A 17946-nucleotide genomic window follows, 5' to 3' on the forward strand; every position below is an offset into this window, starting at 1 on the left:
ACCTCATCGAGATGCCACTTATCCGTGAGATACGGACGTTTGCGCCGTACCTGCTTGGCGTATTGCTGCCCAAACTTATGGCACCAGTCCCGAATGGACTCGTAGGTTACTTCAATCCCGCGATAGAGCATCATCTTCTCAATATCCCGATAGCTGAGTGGGAAGGTGTAGTAGAGCCAAACACAGTAGCTGATAATTTCGGCGGGAAATCGGTGACGAGAATACATGGGACGGTAGGTGCGATCAAGGTTGAACCAGCACGCTTATTCTACATTCGAGTTAACCTGACAATACCGTTGGCTGCTGTGCAGATCGCATTCTGCTTGATGTTGAAATCAAAGAATCCGGCTATGAAGCAGAAGTTTTAGAGGAATTGCAACCGTTGAATTTAGAGACGTTTGTGATTACGTCTTTTCGGCTTGAGGTGATCGATCGGGTTAAACAGCTCAGTCCCCAAATCACCGTCTGTTTTTTGATAGATGCGAAGACGATCGATTTATTGCCCGATGCAAATTCGCTAAACGAAAAACTGAACGCGATCGCAGTTGATTTCCTGGCTCCAAATTGGCAGATTCTCGATCATCCGATCGTAGCTCAGCTCTCGCCGCAAATCTTTTGGGTGTGGACGGTGAATGAGGCGATCGTCATGCAGCAGCTTATTGCAGAAGCACGCTCTCACGATCGACAAATTGCTGCCATCATTACCGATGAACCAGAAATGGGATTCGCAATGGCATCGAGTAGAAATGCAGCTAACCCTGATTAGAGGGATTTGAATTCTTTACAGTTTTCCTGGTGCGTGTTGAACTCCCTTTTCGCCTTGACCCTTTCTGCTGCCTTTGCGGACTGTTTTTTACAGGAGTCTTTGATGCAGGATCGGGGCCGCCATTCAGTTCACCATTCAGTTCACCGTTGAGGTCGCCAAACTTGGGACTCCAGAAACTTCCCTTTGCCGTGTAGAAATACACTGCATCTTTGTGCTTGCTGTCTTGCCTTTGAGTGCGATCGGAACATCGCAGCATGATTTTTTGCTGTCCGTCTTTTTGGTAGGTGTGTTCTTCCAGCGGCTGACGACAAACCGGACAGGGATAGGAAGTAAGTTTGTCGCTTGAGGATTGGGCTGAATTGGATGCAGATTGCCTTCTGGGCAATTCCCACTGCTGCGTTCGATCGCTCCAGAACAAAACGCTATCGCCGCATTGCTGGCACTTCAGGAAAAACCCCTTTGTCAGTTTACGACTCGGAATTCTTGCCATCTCGTGCTGACACTGAGGACAGGGAACATCGGTTAACTCGATAGGCTTACTGGGCATGGACTCAGCAATGTAGCTCAACATCTGCTTTTGTGCCTGGTCGATCGCAGGGGTAAAGTAGCCCTGATTCCAGTTCAGTAGCCATTCTTCCCAACCGACTTCGCCTTGAGCAATGCGATCGAGTGCCTGCTCCATTTCTGCGGTAAACACCGGATCAACGAGTTTGGTGAGCAGCTTTTCCAGAGCGGCATCGAGTTCCAGTCCGAGTTCCGTAGGCTGGAGTTTACCCTTCTCGACATAAACATAGTTGCGCTGTTTCAGCGTTTTGATCGTGGGGGCATAGGTAGAAGGTCGTCCAATGCCTTTGCGCTCCATCAGCTGTACGAGTTTCGGCTCAGAATAGCGGGGGGGCGGCTGCGTTTGCTTTTGGTCTGCCTGCGATCGCTCCAGGGTGAGTGCCTGTCCTTCAGTAAGCAGCGGCAGTTGAGCGTCTGCCTGAAGGTTTTGCCAGTAGCGGGTATACCCTGCAAACTCCACCACCTGTCCTCTGGCTTCCCAATAGAGCGGTCCCGACTGGGTGATCACCCGAGTTTTGCGTAAGCGGGCAGGATTGCACTGAGACGCAACCGATCGCTTCCAGACCATCACATACAGATCAAACTCATCGGTTGATAATTCGGTTCTAAGCTGTGCCGAAGGACGACTAATATCTGTCGGGCGAATTGCCTCGTGTGCTTCTTGTGCCCCTTTGCGGCTGCGGTGCTGCGTCACTCGTTTGGGAACGTTGTCTGGGTCGCGGCCTTCGAGCCATTGCCGCACTGCCTGACAAAACTCAGGACTGAGGCTGACGCTGTCGGTTCGCATATAGGTAATCAGCCCCTTCTCGTAAAGGGATTGGGCAACCTGCATGGTTTTATCTGGGCTGAATCGCAGCTTTGCCCCGGCTGCCTGCTGCAGTGTGGAAGTGGTAAAGGGCGGCGGCGGAGACTGATAAGCAATTTTGCCCTCAACCGAAACGACCTGATGCGGATGCGCTTGAGCAACGGCAACCAATCGATCGGCTTCCGCCTGAGAGAGGACTTGATCTGAATCGATCGCCGCTTTGGGTTCTCCGGTATCGTCAGTGGAATTGGCGGCTTCGGCTTCAGTTGGACCTGTCTGAGCCGAGGCATTGAGCCTGACCCGATAAAATGCCCGGAAGCCCTCGGCATACTCCACCCAGACTGACCAGTAATCGTGGGGCTGAAACACCCGAATTTCTCGCTCGCGCTGGCAAAGCAGATGCAGGGTTGCGCTCTGAACTCGCCCCATTGATTTCGCGCCAATGTTGAGCTTCCAGACCACATACTTGCTGCCCCGATAGCCCACCAGCTTATCCAGACAGTCCCGCGCCCGCCCTGCCGCAATCAAATTGGTATCGAGCGGACGGGGATGTGCGATCGCCTGCCGCACTGCCTGGGGAGTAATTTCGTGGTAAACCACCCGCTGAGGATTTTTGAGGCGCAACTCCTGTGCCAGATGCCAGCTAATCACCTCGCCTTCTCGGTCTTCGTCACAGCCTAAAAAAACGCGATCGGCTTGCTTGACGGCTTGACGCAAATCAGAAAGCACTTTTTTGGCTTTCGCATCACGGGGAACATAGCGACACTGCACCGTTTTGTCGGTAAACTCAAAGCCGAGCGCGTCTTCACCTTCGTCTGCCAGTTCTCGCACATGCCCCATACTGGCTTTGACAATCCAGCCATCACCAAGAATCTGCTTCAGTTTGGCAATTTTTCCCGGAGATTCAATCAAGAGAAGATTGGGCATAGCTAGAACGTCCACCGACAATAGCTGGCAGTATTTTTGTACTAATTATACCGCTTCAGCTTAAATCTGGGATAGTCCTTGAAACGCCGCCAGAAGGCAACCCCTGTTTAACAAGCTTTAATAGCCTTTAACAGGCTTTGATAGGCGTTTAATGGCAAGTTTACTCAGGAAGCACCTGAGCAAAATCCAGACTGCGCCAGAGATACCAGGAGGCGATCGTGCAGTAAGGCTGCCAGGACTGCCCCAATTCTCGGACGGCTTTCTGCGTTGGCAGGTCGGTTAGATGATAAGCGCGTCGAACGGCTGCCCGAATGCCCAAATCATCTACAGGCAGCACATTCCAGCGATGCAGCCGAAAGATCAGCAGCATTTGCACCGTCCAGCGTCCAATTCCTTTAACAGGGGTGAGCGTTTGAATAATCGCTTCATCCTCCATTGCGTCCAGTTCAGTCAGGGTCGGTAGCCCGTCCTGTATTTTTTGTGCCAGGTCTTTGAGGTAAGCAATTTTGGGGCGAGAGATTCCCACTTCGCGCAGCACTTCGTCGGGCGTATCAAGCACCTGCTCTGGCGAAAGCGACTCAGGATAAAGCGCAACAAACCGTTTATGAATTGCGGCAGCGGCTTTAGTCGAAATCTGCTGCGACAAAATTGATTTGCTCAGCACCGAAAACAAATCGCCCGTGTGCTGTTCACGATCGAGCCTGCATTCCCCCACGCGATCGATTAAATCTGCCAAAACTGGATCAGCTTGTTTGAGCGCAGTCAGGGCGATCGGATAGGTTGGGGAGGCAAAGACAGAAGACATGGGTGAATCGATCCATGAGGACAATAGTTCTATCATGGCGCGATCGATCGGGCTTCTGCGGCTCAGCGTTATTCTCGCTGCTTTCTTAAGAAAAACTGATAAGCCGTCAGCGCACTGGCAATCACCGCAAACGAAAACGCTGTGGTTAGCGTTCCCAAGGCATAGAGCGCAGGCGAAGTCACGTTCGTGGTCATCCCGAAGATTTCCAGCGGCAGCGTGTTGTACTGTCCTGAAACCAGCGACGTGCGGGTGAATTCATCGTAGGACAGCGTGAATGCCAGCAAGCCCACCCCGATTAGCGTTGGGGCGATCAGCGGCAGCACCACTTCGCGAAACGTTCTAAAATTACCCGCACCCAGATCTCGCGCCGCTTCTTCGTAGGACGGATTAAAACGGTTAAACACGCCGATCATAATCAGGAACGCAAACGGCACTGTCCAGGTGAGCTGTGCGCCCAGACCCGAAGAAAACCAGTCGGTTTGCAGCCCCAATACCTGAAACGCGATCCCAATGCCCAGCGACACCAGCACACTCGGCACGACTAGACTGGAAATCGTCAGATAAAACAGCACCGTTGACCCGGTAAAGCGACGACGAAATGCCAGTCCTGCCATCACACTGACGCCGATCGACACCAGCAGCACGATCAGACTGAGCAAAAACGATCGCCCAAACGCATCGGTAAAGTTGCCGACTCGCTGTTCCTGAAACACCTGCCCCAGCCAGTAAAAGCTAAAGCCTTTCATGGGAAACGTCAGTCCGCCATCCGGTCCCTGAAGCGACAGGATAAAAATGGCGAACATCGGTCCGTAAAGGAACAGCACAAACAGGACAAAAAAAGCAGCCAGCAGATAAAACGAAAGCGATCGACGTTTCATGATTTCCTACCTATCTCTTACCAGTTCCTACAGTTCCTTGCGAATATCCACCACGCGCAAAATGCCCGCTACCAGAATCAGCGTCACAATCAGCAAAATCACCGCATTCGCCGCCGCCAAGGGATACTGCAAACTGCCAATCTGGGTCTGAATCAGCTTGCCCACCGAAGCCGCCTGCCCGCCGCCCATCAGCTGCACCGTAACAAACTCGCCCATCACCAGCGTCACTACAAAAATCGAGCCGATCGCAATTCCCGGAGCCGCTAGCGGCAAAACCACTTCCTTTAACACCTGCGTTCCTGACGCACCCATATCCAGCGCAGCCGCGATTAGATTGCGATCAATCCGCATCAGGCTGTTAAAGATTGGCGCAATCATAAAAAACGTATAGAGATGCACCATCGCCAGCACGATCGCAAAATCGGAATAAAGCAGAAACTCAAGCGGTGCATTCACGATTCCCAAATTGATCAAAAATTGATTCACCAGCCCTTCTTTTCCTAGCAGCGGAATCCAGGAAATCATCCGAATAATATTCGATGTCCAAAATGGAATGGTGCAGATCAAAAACAACACAATTTGCCACGTCTGACTTTCAATATAGAACGCCAAAAAATATGCCACTGGAAAGGCGATCGCCAAACAAAAAAACCAGACCAGCAAAACATATTTGAACGTATTCAGGTACGTCGCAAACGAAACCTTAGACGTAAAAATTGATAAATAATTCTCAAACGAAAACGCCGGAGTCATCGAATAGCCGTTGAACTGCCAAAAGCTAACGATGAAAATCAAGGCGATCGGAAACACCAGAAACAGCAAAAACACCAGCGTTTGGGGTGTAACAAGGAAGTAAGGAGAGAGGGATTTCCAGAGTTTGGACATGGGAGGGTGAATGAGTGGAAGGGTGCAATGAGTGGGAGGATGGATGGGGAGATGCGTGAGGGGATAGGTGAGGAAATGAGGAGGAAATGGGCAGAAGAGCGAATGGGATGATTGACGATCGTCCTGTCTAGAATTGCAATCCTTAAGGAGCGTGAGTGCCTCGCGCAGGTCTGATGCCAGGCGCTTCCCTAGCGGCGATCGCTTCAATCACCGATATGCCTGCGCTCCTATTCATCCACTTATCCACTCATCTGCTCATCCACTTATTCACCCATCCACCCACTAACTACGACGCAATAAACTCATTCCACTTCTGCACCAAATAAGTGTTTTCCTGCATCGTGGAGTTCCAGACAACAATGTTGCCAAACCGCTCTTCAAAGGAGCCGCCGTCTCGTTTCGCGCCCTGCTTTTCCAGGGTTTTGCCGAAGGGATCAACCATGTTAGTTGCAGCAGTTTTGCCTTCGTACCAGAAGTCCCACTCTTCCGGTTTCATAAACTTGCGTGCCGTTTCGGGAGCTGCGCTGTAGTAGCCCTGACGACCTAGAAACGCGCCCACCCAGCCGTCCAGCATCCAGTTCATGTAGTCATAAGCCGCATCGAGGGCAACCCCCGACAAATTCTTCGACAAACCAATGCCGCCACCCCAACCGCGATAGCCTTCTTTGAGAGGGGCATAAACGCACTCAGTTCCCTTTGCTTTCACAGCCGTCACCGCAGGCGACCACATCGATTGCAGCACCACCTCGCCGGACGACATCAGGTTGACCGATTCATCAAAGGTTTTCCAGAAGGCGCGAAACTGCCCGGCTTGCTTCTGCTCGATCAGGATATTGGTGATCTGGTCGATTTCTGCACGGGTCATGTTGCCCTTGTCGCCGAATTTCATCAGTCCGCCCGCTTCTGCCACCATTGCCGCGTCCATAATGCCGATCTGGGGAATGTCCAGAATCGACGTTTTGCCTTTATATTTCGGGTCAAATAGCTCTGCCCAGCTTTGGATCTGGGTTCCCACCAAGTCGGGACGATAGCCCAGCGTGTCAGCGTTGTACTGGAACGGAATCATCGTCGCAAAATCAGTCGGAGTCGGCGAAAACTCCTTGGAGTCTGCGGCGGTCAGGTATTGCACCCTGTAGGGAGCCGTGCCCTGCGATTGCTCTACGGGCAGTCCCTTAAACTTGCCTGTGGTGAAGAAAGACACAATTTTGTCGTAGTTGGTGATGCGCTTGATGTCGATCGCCTGCAAGTTGCCCGACGGAATCACCAGCGGCAGCGAGAAATACTCCCCGTCAAAAATGTCGTACTGTCCGGGCTGCGTAATCGCAATCTGGTTGTTTTGCTCGGTGCTCAGGGCACGCATTTGCAGCTTGAAACCCAGGTCTTCCTGTGCCTTATCGCGCACTTCGTTGATTTGGGAAACGCCCGTGCCAATAAAGCGCAGCGTCACATCTTTGATCTGATTCGTGTTTACCTGCGGACCCGTTGCCGGATTGTTGGGCGTTCCCACGGGGGCTTCGTTGCGAGCGCAGCGCGTTGCCGTGACCAGGGCAGTTGCTGCTAAACCAGTCCGAATCAGTTGCCGACGAGAAATTTTAGCCATAGTTCTGTGAAAAATCCAAAAAAGAAAAAAGTGAGCGAAGCAATCTGTGAACTGAAATGGGGAAAGTGAATTGATGATCTTTCCACAATCCTCTTTGAGGCTCAGGAGAATGCTTGAGAAGTGACATAAGCTCTGTTTGTTTCGCCCAAACGATCGCCTGAGCGCAGCAAACCATTCTTCAAGTCATCTCCAAATCTGTTTTTCAAGTGTCTCCTATTGCAAGAAAATTTAATCTCCTAATGTGACAAAAACACACAGTCATTTGTTGCCCATTGCAACGTTACAAGCTGCCCTTCTGTGGCTTCCTGCGCGATCCAGTCGTGTGTTCGCACTTTGTAGGTAATTTCTTCTCCGGTTGCTTCCAGCATCAGCGAAACACGGGTGATATATCCCGTAAACTCGATCGCCGTTACCCTTGCTGCAAGCTGATTTGGGGCATCCGGGTCGAGTGCAGGGTAGGGAGCTATGATCATGCGATCGCTTCGCACACAGCAGGCTGCAGTCATGCCCACATCGGCGGCTTGTCCCCGACAGAGAAATGTACCAATGCGATCGACCTCAAGCTGCACCACACAGCCGCTTCCTGCGATCGTATTCGGTGAAACGCCCGTGACCTGGCCCACAAACAGATTGTTATCGCCGACAAAGCGAGCCACAAACCGCGAGGCAGGCGTGGCAAAAATCTGTTCCGGCGTGCCGATCTGATCAATATGCCCGTGATCCATCACCACGATTTGATCAGAAAGGGCGAAGGCTTCATCCTGTCCGTGCGTGACCTGAATAAACGTCATGCCAAATTGCTTTTGCAGCTTTCGCAGCTCGCCCCTGGTTTTGACCCGCAGGTTTTCATCCAGCGCGCTGAGTGGTTCATCCAGCAAGAGAACCTGAGGACGGGTAACGAGTGCCCTTGCGAGTGCGACCCGCTGCTGCTGACCGCCGCTGAGCATCGCAGGCTTACGCTGAGCAAATTTCTCCAGCCCAACGATCGCCAGCATTTCTTCCACTCGCGACTTCCGTTCTGCCGGAGTAACCCCCGCCATCTTCAAGCCAAACTCGATGTTTTGCCACACGGTTTTGTGCGGAAACAGGGCATAGTTTTGAAACACCATTGCCGTATTGCGCCTAGCAGGCGGAAGCTGATCGACCCGCTGATCTCCGATCCAGACTTCGCCGCTGGTGACTTCCTCGTGCCCTGCAATCATTCGCAGCGTACTGGTTTTGCCGCAGCCGCTCGGACCCAGCAAACAGCAGTAAGACCCTGCCGGAATTTCCAGGTTAACGTTTTCAACGGCAGTAAAAGAACCGTACTTTTTCGTGACCGATCGCAGCGTTACTCCTGCCGTTTGAGTGGGCGCTACGTGCAGCGCAGAGTCGATCGCAGAAGGATTGGCAGGATGAGATGCGGAAACAGAAGACTGAGACATAAAAAATTATTCCAGGATGATTAGAAAACACCGCAGCAAACCATCAGTTCTTATCGAAAATTTGGGGCTGCTTTCAGTACAAAGCCTCCGCTAAGGTGAGATTGTGTTTCTTGTTACAAGAGCCAGGTTTTCGGGAAATTTTTCAGGTTTATTCGGATCGAATGCTACTTGCTTTGGCTGAGCCTGCTTCAATTTCAACTGATGATAGTGAGCATCCAGCCGCAGCAGCGTTTGCAGCAGCACATTTGCCCCCGCGACGCACTGTTCGGGCGAGGTGTACTCGGTTCCCGAATGGCTGATGCCTGCCTGACTTGGCACAAAAATCATGCCCATCTCGGTAATGCGTCCCATTTCCATTGCGTCGTGTCCGGCACGGCTGGGCAAATGACAATAGCTCAGGTGCGTCTCCTCACAGATCTGCGCGATCGTCTGCTGAATGTGCTTCGCGGCAGGGGTTGGCTCTACTTCTAGAATCGGCTGAATTTCCATTGTGGTTTGCGTTGCGGTAGCAATCGTCTGCATTTGCTGCTGAATCTGGCTCAGCATGGTGTCCAGCACCTCACAGGACAAATCGCGCAGGTCGATCGAGAGTTCTACCCGTCCCGGCACAATGTTCACCGTATTCGGCGCAACCGTGAGATAGCCAACCGTTCCCACGGGCTGAGACGGCATCGCCAGGGCAATTTGCTGCACTGCCAAAATCAACTGCGCGGCTGCAACCAAAGCATCCTGCCGCAGGGTCATTGGAGTCGTTCCTGCATGGTTGGGCTGTCCGGCAATGCTGACCTGATACCGCTGCATTCCCACCACGCCCTGCACCACGCCAATCTGATTGCCCGTTTTTTCCAGTACCGCGCCCTGCTCAACGTGCAATTCCACAAATGCCGCCAAATCCGATCGCCGGGCTTGTGCCAGAAAATCCCAGTTGCCGCCGATCGCTTCCAGCGCGTCCTGAATCGGAACGCCAGTGGTGGTTTTGTAGCTCTCTGGTGCCGATTTGACGGTTCCCGCGATCGCCCGACTACCGATCATGGTGCTTTCTTCGTCGGTGAAGACAATTAGCTCGATCGGATGGTGCAGCCGTACGTCATTTTCCCGCAGGACGCGCACAATCTCGATCCCGGCAAGCACCCCCAGCACGCCGTCATAGCAACCGCCCGAAGGAACCGTGTCGATGTGGGAACCTGTCGCCAGCACGGGAGCAGTTTCATCCACGCCTGGGTATCTGCCAATCAAATTGCCTGCCGCATCGATTCGCACGGTCATGCCTGCGTCGGTCATCCACTGCTGCACCCGGTAACGTGCCTGCAAATCTTCAGGCGTAAAGGCAAGTCGGCAAATGTCTCCGTTGGATTGCCGCCCGATTTTTGCCAGCCGCTCGATACTGTCATTTAATCGATCGCCGTTCACCGTTAACCGTACTGTACTGTTCACCATCACCTCTACCCTTCCTACGCTCAAAATGATTTTTTCTCCTGTCGGTTTTTCTATCTGTTTTTCCTACCTTTTTCATCTTTTCTTCGATTCGTTCTCTAACTTATTCTCTAGTTTGTTTTCTGATTTGTTCTTAACGTTAACTACTTTGCTGCATCCGAGTGATGCAAATGCTCAATGCTTTTGATCACCCTGGCTTTGCTGGCAGTGAGATGGTCTTGAATCGCTTGAGCGGCTGCCGATCGATCGCGCTGAGCAATTGCCTCATAAATCTGCCGATGCTCTCGCCGTACTTCCAGCACTTCTGGATCATGGCGCAGGGTTTCCATTCGCAATAACGCCATTTTGTCGAATACCTGATCGAGCAGAAACACTAGCCAGGAATTGTTTGCGCTCTCAGCGATCAGGTGATGAAAGCAATAGTCGAGGTTAAGGAGGCGATCGGCACAGGTTTTAGAACGGGGAGCATCAGAGCTTTCCAGCGTCAGCAAATGTTCTGCGTCGGTGACGTATTGCGCCAACTGCTGAATCTGGCTCTGGCTAGCGTGCTGGCAGGCTCCAACCACTGAAAGCTGCTCTAGCGCAAGCCGACAATCATAAAGCTGCATCGCGTCTGTTGCTGAGATCGCCGTAACCCGCAGTCCACCGCTGCCGTCTGCTGTGACTAATCCCTCGCGCTGGAGCTGGCGAATTGCCTCTCGAATCGGGGTGCGGCTTACCTGGAGCTGCTGAGCAAGCTGAGTTTCAACTAGCCGATCGCCCGGAGCTAACTGACCTGCAAGAATGCTCGATCGCAGTGCCTCGTAGGTCTGCTGATGCAATGATTTGGTGCGCTGAATGGGTGGTGCAGAAACGTTCAACAAGACACCTCCAAAAAACAAGCGATCGCCGTTCAGTTTGCTTAAGGTTGAGTTCGCCTAAGGGCAATCAGTTAAAGCCAGATGCAGTAAACCTAGATGCAGTAAAGCGGTGTTGAAACCTATGATGAGACTTGCGAAATTTCGTGAGCTGGCGCATTGATGAACCCGAAAACTGCTCCAGCTAAAGAATTTTTTGAGAAAAGTAACAGTTGAGAAAAGTAACAATTTGTATGCAGAATACTGTATGCAATTTCGATGGAAACAAGTAGCTATTTTCTCCACAGCTTCTAGGATTAAAAAGTAGTTTCTGCTACTATCCCTTCCTAAAAATCAGAAAATTTTTAATTCTTATCATCAAGAAACCCAGGGCGATCGGAAGTTGGGGGAAAGGGGCAGCCCTGTTAAAGGGTGTTTGAAAGGGGAAAATCATGACCCAAACTGCGCCAATTCTCAATGAATGGAAGACTGTTCGCGATCGCGCAGGTGATCTTTGATAGGCTAAGTTGAGCCAATTGAAGGCAAATTTGTCGTTCTTAACCTTGTCGTTCTTACTTTATGTCTGCTGCTGACGCTGCTCAAAGCCTGGTTTCCCCCGTCGCTTCTTCCCATTCGTTTCCAGCACCGCTTCGGCTTGGTGTGATGGCATCAGGCAACGGCAGCAATCTAGAATCGATCGCCCAAGCAATTGCAGACGGTCAGCTTCACGCCCAGATTCAGGTGCTTGTTTATAACAAACCTGATATCAAAGCGGCAGAGCGCGCCGATCGCTGGAACATTCCCAAACATTTGCTCAATCACAAAGAGTTTGCCAGCCGCGAAGCGTTGGACGAGGCGATCGTTTCCCTCCTGCGGCAGTCTCAGGTGGACTGGGTGATTATGGCAGGCTGGATGCGAATTGTTACTCCCGTTTTGATTCAGGCTTTCCCCAATCGAATTCTGAATATCCATCCCAGCCTGTTGCCCAGTTTTCCCGGAGTCCGTGCAGTTGAGCAGGCATTGGCTGCCGGAGTCAAAATTGCAGGCTGCACCGTGCATTACGTGATCCCGGAAGTCGATCGCGGTTCGATCATTATGCAGGCCGCCATCCCCGTGCTGGACAAGGATACGCCCGAAACGTTGCATCAGCGAATCCAGGAACAGGAGCATCGCATTTACCCACAGGCGATCGGATTGGCAGCATCAAAGGCTATGCCGATTGCAGTTGATTGAGAATCTGCCGTCGATAAATCGTGTCTCGCTTTCGATCGGTCTGCACTTCCAACAACCGAATGCCCTCTTGAGGCAACGTTTGAATGCGATCGATCAAACCCTGCCAGTCTCGAATGCGGTGATAGTCCACGCCGTAGGTGGCGCAAAGCTGGGCAAAATCGATGTCCTGAGGGGTAGCGAAAAAGTCTTCAAAGGGTGGCTCAAATTGGGCGATCGGCAGCATTTCAAAGATTCCGCCGCCGTTGTTGTTGATCAGCACGATCGTTAGATGTCCTTGCAGCTTATTTCGCAGCAAAAAGCCGTTCGTGTCATGCAGCAGTGCCAGATCGCCTGTGAGTAAAACGCTACTGGGCTGACGGTGGGCTGTGCCGATCGCCGCCGAAAGCGTGCCATCAATACCGTTTGCGCCCCGGTTGAAGCAGGGCTGAATTTGGCGATTTCCCGGCTGCCAGAACCACTCTATATCGCGCACGGGCATACTGTTGGCGATAAACAGCGGCGTTCCAGGAGGCAAGTGCTGAGACAGTAGCCACGATACTTTGCCTTCAAACAAAAAGTCGGTCTGTGCCAGGGTTCGATCGCGCTTCTGGCGGGCGATCGTCTCCATCTCAAGCCAGGACTTTAAGTAATGAGAAGGCGAACCCGTCCTGCGGGTCATTTGTGCCGCCACTTGCTCGATCGACAGTCGCAGATGAACGGTTCTCAGGTGCAGCGGGTCAAGATTGCGATCGTCCGGGTCGATAATCCACTGCATCAGCAACGGGTCGGAATTGAGCCACTGGCGCAGAGTTTTGCTGGTGGGCATTTCACCAACGCGAATAACCCAGTCGGGCTGGAGTTTATCTGCCCAGTCAGAATTTCGCAGAATCAGGTCGTAAGTAGTAATCAGATTGGGATTCAGGTCGGCAGCATTTCGCACCGGAGACAGCCCTTCTGCCAGCACCGGAACACCCAGGGATTGCGATAAACGGGCGATCGATTCACAGTAGGTTTGACGATCGCCAGGCTGCGCGACGCCTGCAATGATTAAGCCGCGATGCGGGGCTGTTCCTGCTTCGGGATAATCGGACTGCTGCCACAGTGAAGGAACGGCAAATTGAGCCTCGAACTGCACAAACGGCGCAGGAGCAATTCCCCTGAAAAAATCGGTCGGAAAGCGATCGCCGAGTGCCTTTGCTTCAGCCTGGGGAATTGGCGCAAGCGGATCGCGAAAGGGCAGATTCAGATGCACACAGCCCGCTACCGGCTGATGGGCACGTTCCCAGGCATAGACGATCGTTTGCCGCAAATATGCCAGCAGCGACAGTTCTAGCCCCGGTATCGACAGTTCGCTGTACCAGTTAGGATAAGTTCCATACAGCTTTTGCTGATCGATCGTTTGCCCCGCATTGCATTCACGTAGTTCCGGCGGACGATCGCTCGTGAGAATGATCAAAGGCACACGGCTTTCCCGCGCCTCGATCACAGCCGGATAAAAGTTTGCCCCTGCCGTGCCTGAGGTGCAAACCAAGGCAACCGCCCGTCCCGTTTGTTTCGCCAATCCCAGCGCAAAAAAAGCCGCCGATCGCTCATCCAGTACCGGAATTGCCTCGATCGCCTTGTGCAGGGCAAAAGCAACCGTAAGCGGAGCCGATCGCGATCCGGGACAGATAACGGCGGTTTGGAGTCCCAGGCAGTGCAGCGTTTCCACCAGCACCGACGCCCAGACCGAGTTAGTATTGCTGAAATTGATCGGCATTCCTGACAGGCGAACCCAGAAAAAAGAGCAGAAGCTCCATTCTCACACTAATGCCCGCAGGAGTGCCTGAAGCTTCAGCCGGATTTCTGCCAGTTCGCGATCGGGATTAGACCCTGCCACAATGCCCGCCCCGGCATATAATCGGGCGCGATGTCCGTCGATCAGAGCCGATCGAATGCCAACGACAAATTCGGCGTTTCCTTGGGCGTCGATCCAGCCCAGGGGCGCGGCGTAGAGCGATCGTTCAAAGCCTTCGTACTGGCAAATCTGCTCACAGGCAACTTCGCGGGGTCGTCCGGCAACGGCAGGAGTGGGGTGCAGCTCGGCAACCAGGGCAAGCGGATGCAGGCTTGGCGGCAAAATTGCCTGAATCGGCGTATGAAGATGCTGAATATTGGCTAGTTTTCGCAGGGTTGGCGTTGCGGTGAAGCGAGGGGTTAGCCCCACATTGACCAATCTTTGCGTAATAAAATCAACAACGACCTGATGTTCGTGCCGCTCTTTGTCGCTGCGATAAAGCTGATCGCCCAGCGTATCATCCTCGATTGCCGTCCGTCCGCGTGGGGCAGATCCGGCAAGGGCATCGGTGAGAAAGCGGCGGTTTTGAATGCTCAACAATCGCTCCGGGCTCGCCCCAATAAAGCTCTGTCCGTTGCCGTTGCCGATCGAAAAAACCGTGCATCCTGAATGCAACTGCCGCAAATCGTTAAGCGATCGTCCCCATTGAAACGGAAGCTGAGAAATCACATCGATCGCATGAGCCAGCACCACCTTATCAAACTGATGGGTTTCGATCGATTTCAGCACCGAAGTTACGGCAGGCTGAAACGAATTGTGGTCAATAATTTCCCATTGATTGAGGAGTGGAGTAATGCCCTGCGGAAGCTGAAAAACGTCGTACTGCGCCTGACAAATCGATCGAAATTCCTGCCAGATCGTCTGGGTTAACTGCTGCAAATTCGAGTCAGATTGAATCGGCAAATTCACGATCGCCCCGTGATGTTCCTGCCAGCGAATAATCTGCCAGCGAGGGAGAAAAACGGTCGCGCCCGGAAAAGGAGAATCGCAATGAGTTTGCTGATCAAAAAAAGTAAAACTACAAAAAAATCGAGGCGTTGTCCAGGGAAAATCAACCGGATAGCTCGCTAATATTTGGTCAAGCTGAGTTTGAATGAAATTTTGTGCCTGCTTAAATCTTTCTTTGCCGTTCACTGTTAGCGCAACCGCTGAGCCAATCGCCGCAATCGATCGCCCTTGATCACGATTTTCTAAATAGAAATGAAGCTGATTCGATCGATGCAGATGATTAAGAACAATCAATGGATCGATTACGCTGCAAGAGGAAGTGCTTTGCATCGCCTCGATTTCAAGGGCAACACTAGCAATTTTAGGCTGATTTTCTGCAATCGATCGCTTGCGGCAAAAGTCAAGAAACTGATAAATTTGTTTACAGTCTTGCAGGGGTTGCAAGTGAGTAAAAGGCGACTGACAAAGCATCGAAGAAAAACAGTCCTTCTAAAAAATAAGTTGTCAAAAGGATCAGTCAAAAGGGTCACAGTCTGCTGTGTCGAACCGTCAGGAATTCTTACAATTCCTAATTCCTAATTACAGATTTTAACCTGCTTAGACTTTACCCCAGGAAGATGTTTGAGAAGTCATAACCCTGAGCTGCCTTCTAACTCACCAGCACCTTTGCGCCTCGCCGATCGCCCACTCGCATTCGAAACTCCTTCGGCGGCACAAACGTAATGCCCCGTCGCGTCGGTTTTACCACAGGCAGCATTTCGCTCGAACGGGTTAGCGTCACCTGGCGAAGCACCGTCGCCAGCACCAGCTTCATTTCATACATTGCCAACGCCATGCCAATACAGCTTCGACTGCCGCCACCAAACGGCAAATATTCATAGGGCGATTTCGCCTTGCCCAAAAACCGCTCCGGCTCAAACCGATCGGGATTCGGATAGGTATCCGCCCGGCGATGCGCCAGATAAATCGAGGGAATCAGCACGGTTCCCGGTTCAAACCGATAGCCCATAAGCTCGATCGCCTCCTTGGTCCAGCGCGGCTGCGAAATCAGCGCGATCGGATAAATTCGCAATGCTTCTTTACACACTGCGTTGAGATAAGGCTGGTTTGCTACGGTCATCGGGTCAGCCTGTTCGCCCAGCGTATCCAGCTCTTGTAGGAGGCGATCGGCAATTTGCGGTTCGCGCTGAAGCCAGTAAAAAATCCAGGTTAAGCCAGAAGCCGTTGTTTCATGTCCCAGCAGCAGCAGCGTCATGAGCTGATCGCGCAGTTCTACATCGCTGAGCGGCTGTCCTTCTGCATCCGTGGCGCTCATCAGCACCGATAGAATGTCCGATCGATCATGAATGCCCTGGCTCCGGCGATCGGCAATCTCGGCATACAGCAACGCATCAATCTGCTGCCGAATCCGCACAAACTGTCCCCACGGACTCCACGCCCCCAAATCCTGCTGCAACGGCGGCAAAAAAAACTGCACCGAATAGGTCGGCGAATTGATATCCTCCAGCAATCGATGCAAAAGCCGCTGAAGCTGCTGATAGCGACTGCCGGGCTTCAACCCGAACACGACGCGCAAAATGACTTCCAGCGAAATGTCCAGCATCTCTGACTGAATCTTTAGCACCGATCCCACCGACCAGCGATCGATCGCCTCGGTCGTCAAGTCACAAATCACCTGTCCCCAGCGATACAGCCCCTCCCCATGAAGCGCAGGCATAAGCATCTGCCGCTGTTGCTGATGGCGCGATCCGTCCTGCATAATCAGCGATTCATTTCCGGTCAGCGGACGAAACACATCCGTCACCTTGCCCAGTTCCAGCTTGCTCGACAGCGTGGTAAAAATCGCTTGGATCGCATCTGGGTGACTAAAGAACACTACAGGCGGCGAATTGATTCCCAGCACCCGCGTCGTAAAGGGATCGCCGTATCGCTGCGATTGTTGATCAAAAAAGGCGATCGGGTCCGCAATCAAACTCAGCGTTTGCAGCAAAGACGGCAGCCTGGAACCGCTCGGAAGCACCATAGATCTCCGCTCCATCCACAGTTTTGTACTCCACAGTCCATAGTCTACCGCTCAATCCCGCGCCCCCGCCCGTCCTGTAACTTCTCCTTACCCATGCCAATTGCCAGGCAGATTTTCTGCTCGGCGAATATTCAAACAGCACCAGTCCTGCCGCCTCCAGAGGGTTGCCATTGTCCAGCCGTGTTCCTCTAAGCAATCGGCGATCGGCTGGACCTGGTCAATCAAAATCCCGCTGAGAATGCCCCAGGTATCTGGCTTGGAAATGTCGCTAAAGGACGGAATGAGTTGCAGGATGACTTCTGCCAGAATGTTGCATACAAAGCCATCGACCGGAGCGGGCAGCATTTCCTTGAGGCGATCGAGGCTGCCTTCTTCAACCATCAGGCGATCGGGCGGCAGCTCGTTCAGCTCAACATTACTCTTGGTCGCATCGACTGCCAGAATGTCTGTATCGACGGCATAAGCTCGCTCTGCACCCAGCAAAATTGCTCCCACCGAGAGAATGCCGGAGCCGCAGCCAATATCCGCGACGATCGTTCCTGGTAGCGGGTCGTTGAGTCGCATCTCTAATGCTTCCAGGCAAAGCTGGGTCGTGGCATGCGCACCTGTGCCAAAGGCAACGCCCGGATCGAGTTTGATGATCAGCCGATCGGTTTCGGGGATGGGAAGCCAGGCGGGATTGATTAAAAAACGATCGCCGATCGGTTCAGGATGCCAGTGGTCTTTCCAGCTTTTAGACCAGTCTTCTTCATCGATTAAGTGCCATTGGACGATCGGCGCGGGCAGTTCGGCGCAGAGCAGATCTTGTTTGAGCAACAGAGCCAGGGCAGCCAGATCGAGCTGCTGGGATTTGATTTGCGGCAGGTATGCCTTGACGGTGAACGTGTTGCCCCGTAACTCGCTCGCCATGCCGCGACAGCCAAACGCCTGCAATCGCCAAAAGAGGAGTTCCTCTGCCGCCGGATCAGCCCCGACCTGAATTTCCCACCAGCTACTTGCCAA

At 52.6% G+C, this 17946-nt stretch carries 14 protein-coding genes and 1 pseudogene; 2 read left to right on the forward strand and 13 right to left on the reverse strand.

What is annotated here, in order from left to right; translation table 11 throughout:
• Positions 1–227, reverse strand: a pseudogene (locus NDI45_RS21050) (IS6 family transposase); the annotation flags it as partial.
• A 107-nt stretch (positions 228–334) separates the two neighbouring features.
• Between NDI45_RS21050 and NDI45_RS21055 the strand changes: the two are divergent.
• Positions 335–766: a glycerophosphodiester phosphodiesterase family protein gene (locus NDI45_RS21055; protein ID WP_348248624.1), complete on the forward strand. Its 432-nt coding sequence runs from the start codon at positions 335–337 to the stop codon at positions 764–766.
• Here NDI45_RS21055 and topA read toward each other — a convergent pair.
• The 8 genes from topA to NDI45_RS21095 form a co-directional block, all read right to left on the reverse strand.
• Positions 753–3062, reverse strand: coding sequence for a type I DNA topoisomerase (gene topA / locus NDI45_RS21060; RefSeq protein ID WP_348248594.1), 2310 nt, complete (start codon positions 3060–3062; stop codon positions 753–755). The two genes, NDI45_RS21055 and topA, sit on opposite strands and share 14 nt — an antisense overlap.
• 160 nt (positions 3063–3222) lie before the next feature.
• Positions 3223–3867, reverse strand: coding sequence for a DNA-3-methyladenine glycosylase (locus tag NDI45_RS21065; RefSeq protein WP_190789954.1), 645 nt, complete (start codon positions 3865–3867; stop codon positions 3223–3225).
• A gap of 68 nt (positions 3868–3935) precedes the next feature.
• Complete coding sequence (locus NDI45_RS21070) at positions 3936–4745, reverse strand: ABC transporter permease (protein WP_190789955.1); 810 nt, start codon at positions 4743–4745, stop codon at positions 3936–3938.
• Positions 4746–4772: 27 nt separating this feature from the next.
• Positions 4773–5630 carry an ABC transporter permease gene (locus NDI45_RS21075; protein ID WP_190789956.1) on the reverse strand — a complete coding sequence of 286 codons (858 nt, stop codon included), beginning with the start codon at positions 5628–5630 and terminating at the stop codon, positions 4773–4775.
• 286 nt (positions 5631–5916) lie between these two features.
• Entirely contained in the window at positions 5917–7230 is a 1314-nt protein-coding gene (locus tag NDI45_RS21080; protein WP_190789957.1) for an extracellular solute-binding protein, read from the reverse strand.
• Between the two features lie 236 nt (positions 7231–7466).
• Entirely contained in the window at positions 7467–8654 is a 1188-nt protein-coding gene (locus NDI45_RS21085; protein WP_348248595.1) for an ABC transporter ATP-binding protein, read from the reverse strand.
• A gap of 90 nt (positions 8655–8744) precedes the next feature.
• Complete coding sequence (locus tag NDI45_RS21090; RefSeq protein WP_348248596.1) at positions 8745–10091, reverse strand: Zn-dependent hydrolase; 1347 nt, start codon at positions 10089–10091, stop codon at positions 8745–8747.
• A 140-nt stretch (positions 10092–10231) separates the two neighbouring features.
• Positions 10232–10948: a GntR family transcriptional regulator gene (locus tag NDI45_RS21095; RefSeq protein ID WP_348248597.1), complete on the reverse strand. Its 717-nt coding sequence runs from the start codon at positions 10946–10948 to the stop codon at positions 10232–10234.
• A gap of 555 nt (positions 10949–11503) precedes the next feature.
• On the opposite strand from NDI45_RS21095, the gene purN reads away from it, so the two are divergent.
• Positions 11504–12157, forward strand: a complete 654-nt coding sequence (gene purN, locus NDI45_RS21100) for a phosphoribosylglycinamide formyltransferase (protein WP_348248598.1) — start codon at positions 11504–11506, stop codon at positions 12155–12157.
• Here purN and menD read toward each other — a convergent pair.
• From menD to prmA, 4 genes are all read right to left on the reverse strand, one after another.
• Positions 12135–13895, reverse strand: coding sequence for a 2-succinyl-5-enolpyruvyl-6-hydroxy-3-cyclohexene-1-carboxylic-acid synthase (gene menD / locus NDI45_RS21105; protein WP_348248599.1), 1761 nt, complete (start codon positions 13893–13895; stop codon positions 12135–12137). The genes purN and menD overlap by 23 nt on opposite strands.
• A 42-nt stretch (positions 13896–13937) precedes the next feature.
• Complete coding sequence (locus NDI45_RS21110; RefSeq protein WP_199296615.1) at positions 13938–15365, reverse strand: isochorismate synthase; 1428 nt, start codon at positions 15363–15365, stop codon at positions 13938–13940.
• Between the two features lie 205 nt (positions 15366–15570).
• Positions 15571–16944, reverse strand: a complete 1374-nt coding sequence (locus tag NDI45_RS21115; RefSeq protein ID WP_190792512.1) for a cytochrome P450 — start codon at positions 16942–16944, stop codon at positions 15571–15573.
• An 87-nt stretch (positions 16945–17031) separates the two neighbouring features.
• Positions 17032–17946: a 50S ribosomal protein L11 methyltransferase gene (prmA, locus tag NDI45_RS21120; protein WP_190792513.1), complete on the reverse strand. Its 915-nt coding sequence runs from the start codon at positions 17944–17946 to the stop codon at positions 17032–17034.

It is taken from the genome of Leptolyngbya sp. GB1-A1 (assembly GCF_039962475.1).
In the GTDB taxonomy this organism is placed as follows: domain Bacteria; phylum Cyanobacteriota; class Cyanobacteriia; order Elainellales; family Elainellaceae; genus Leptolyngbya_A.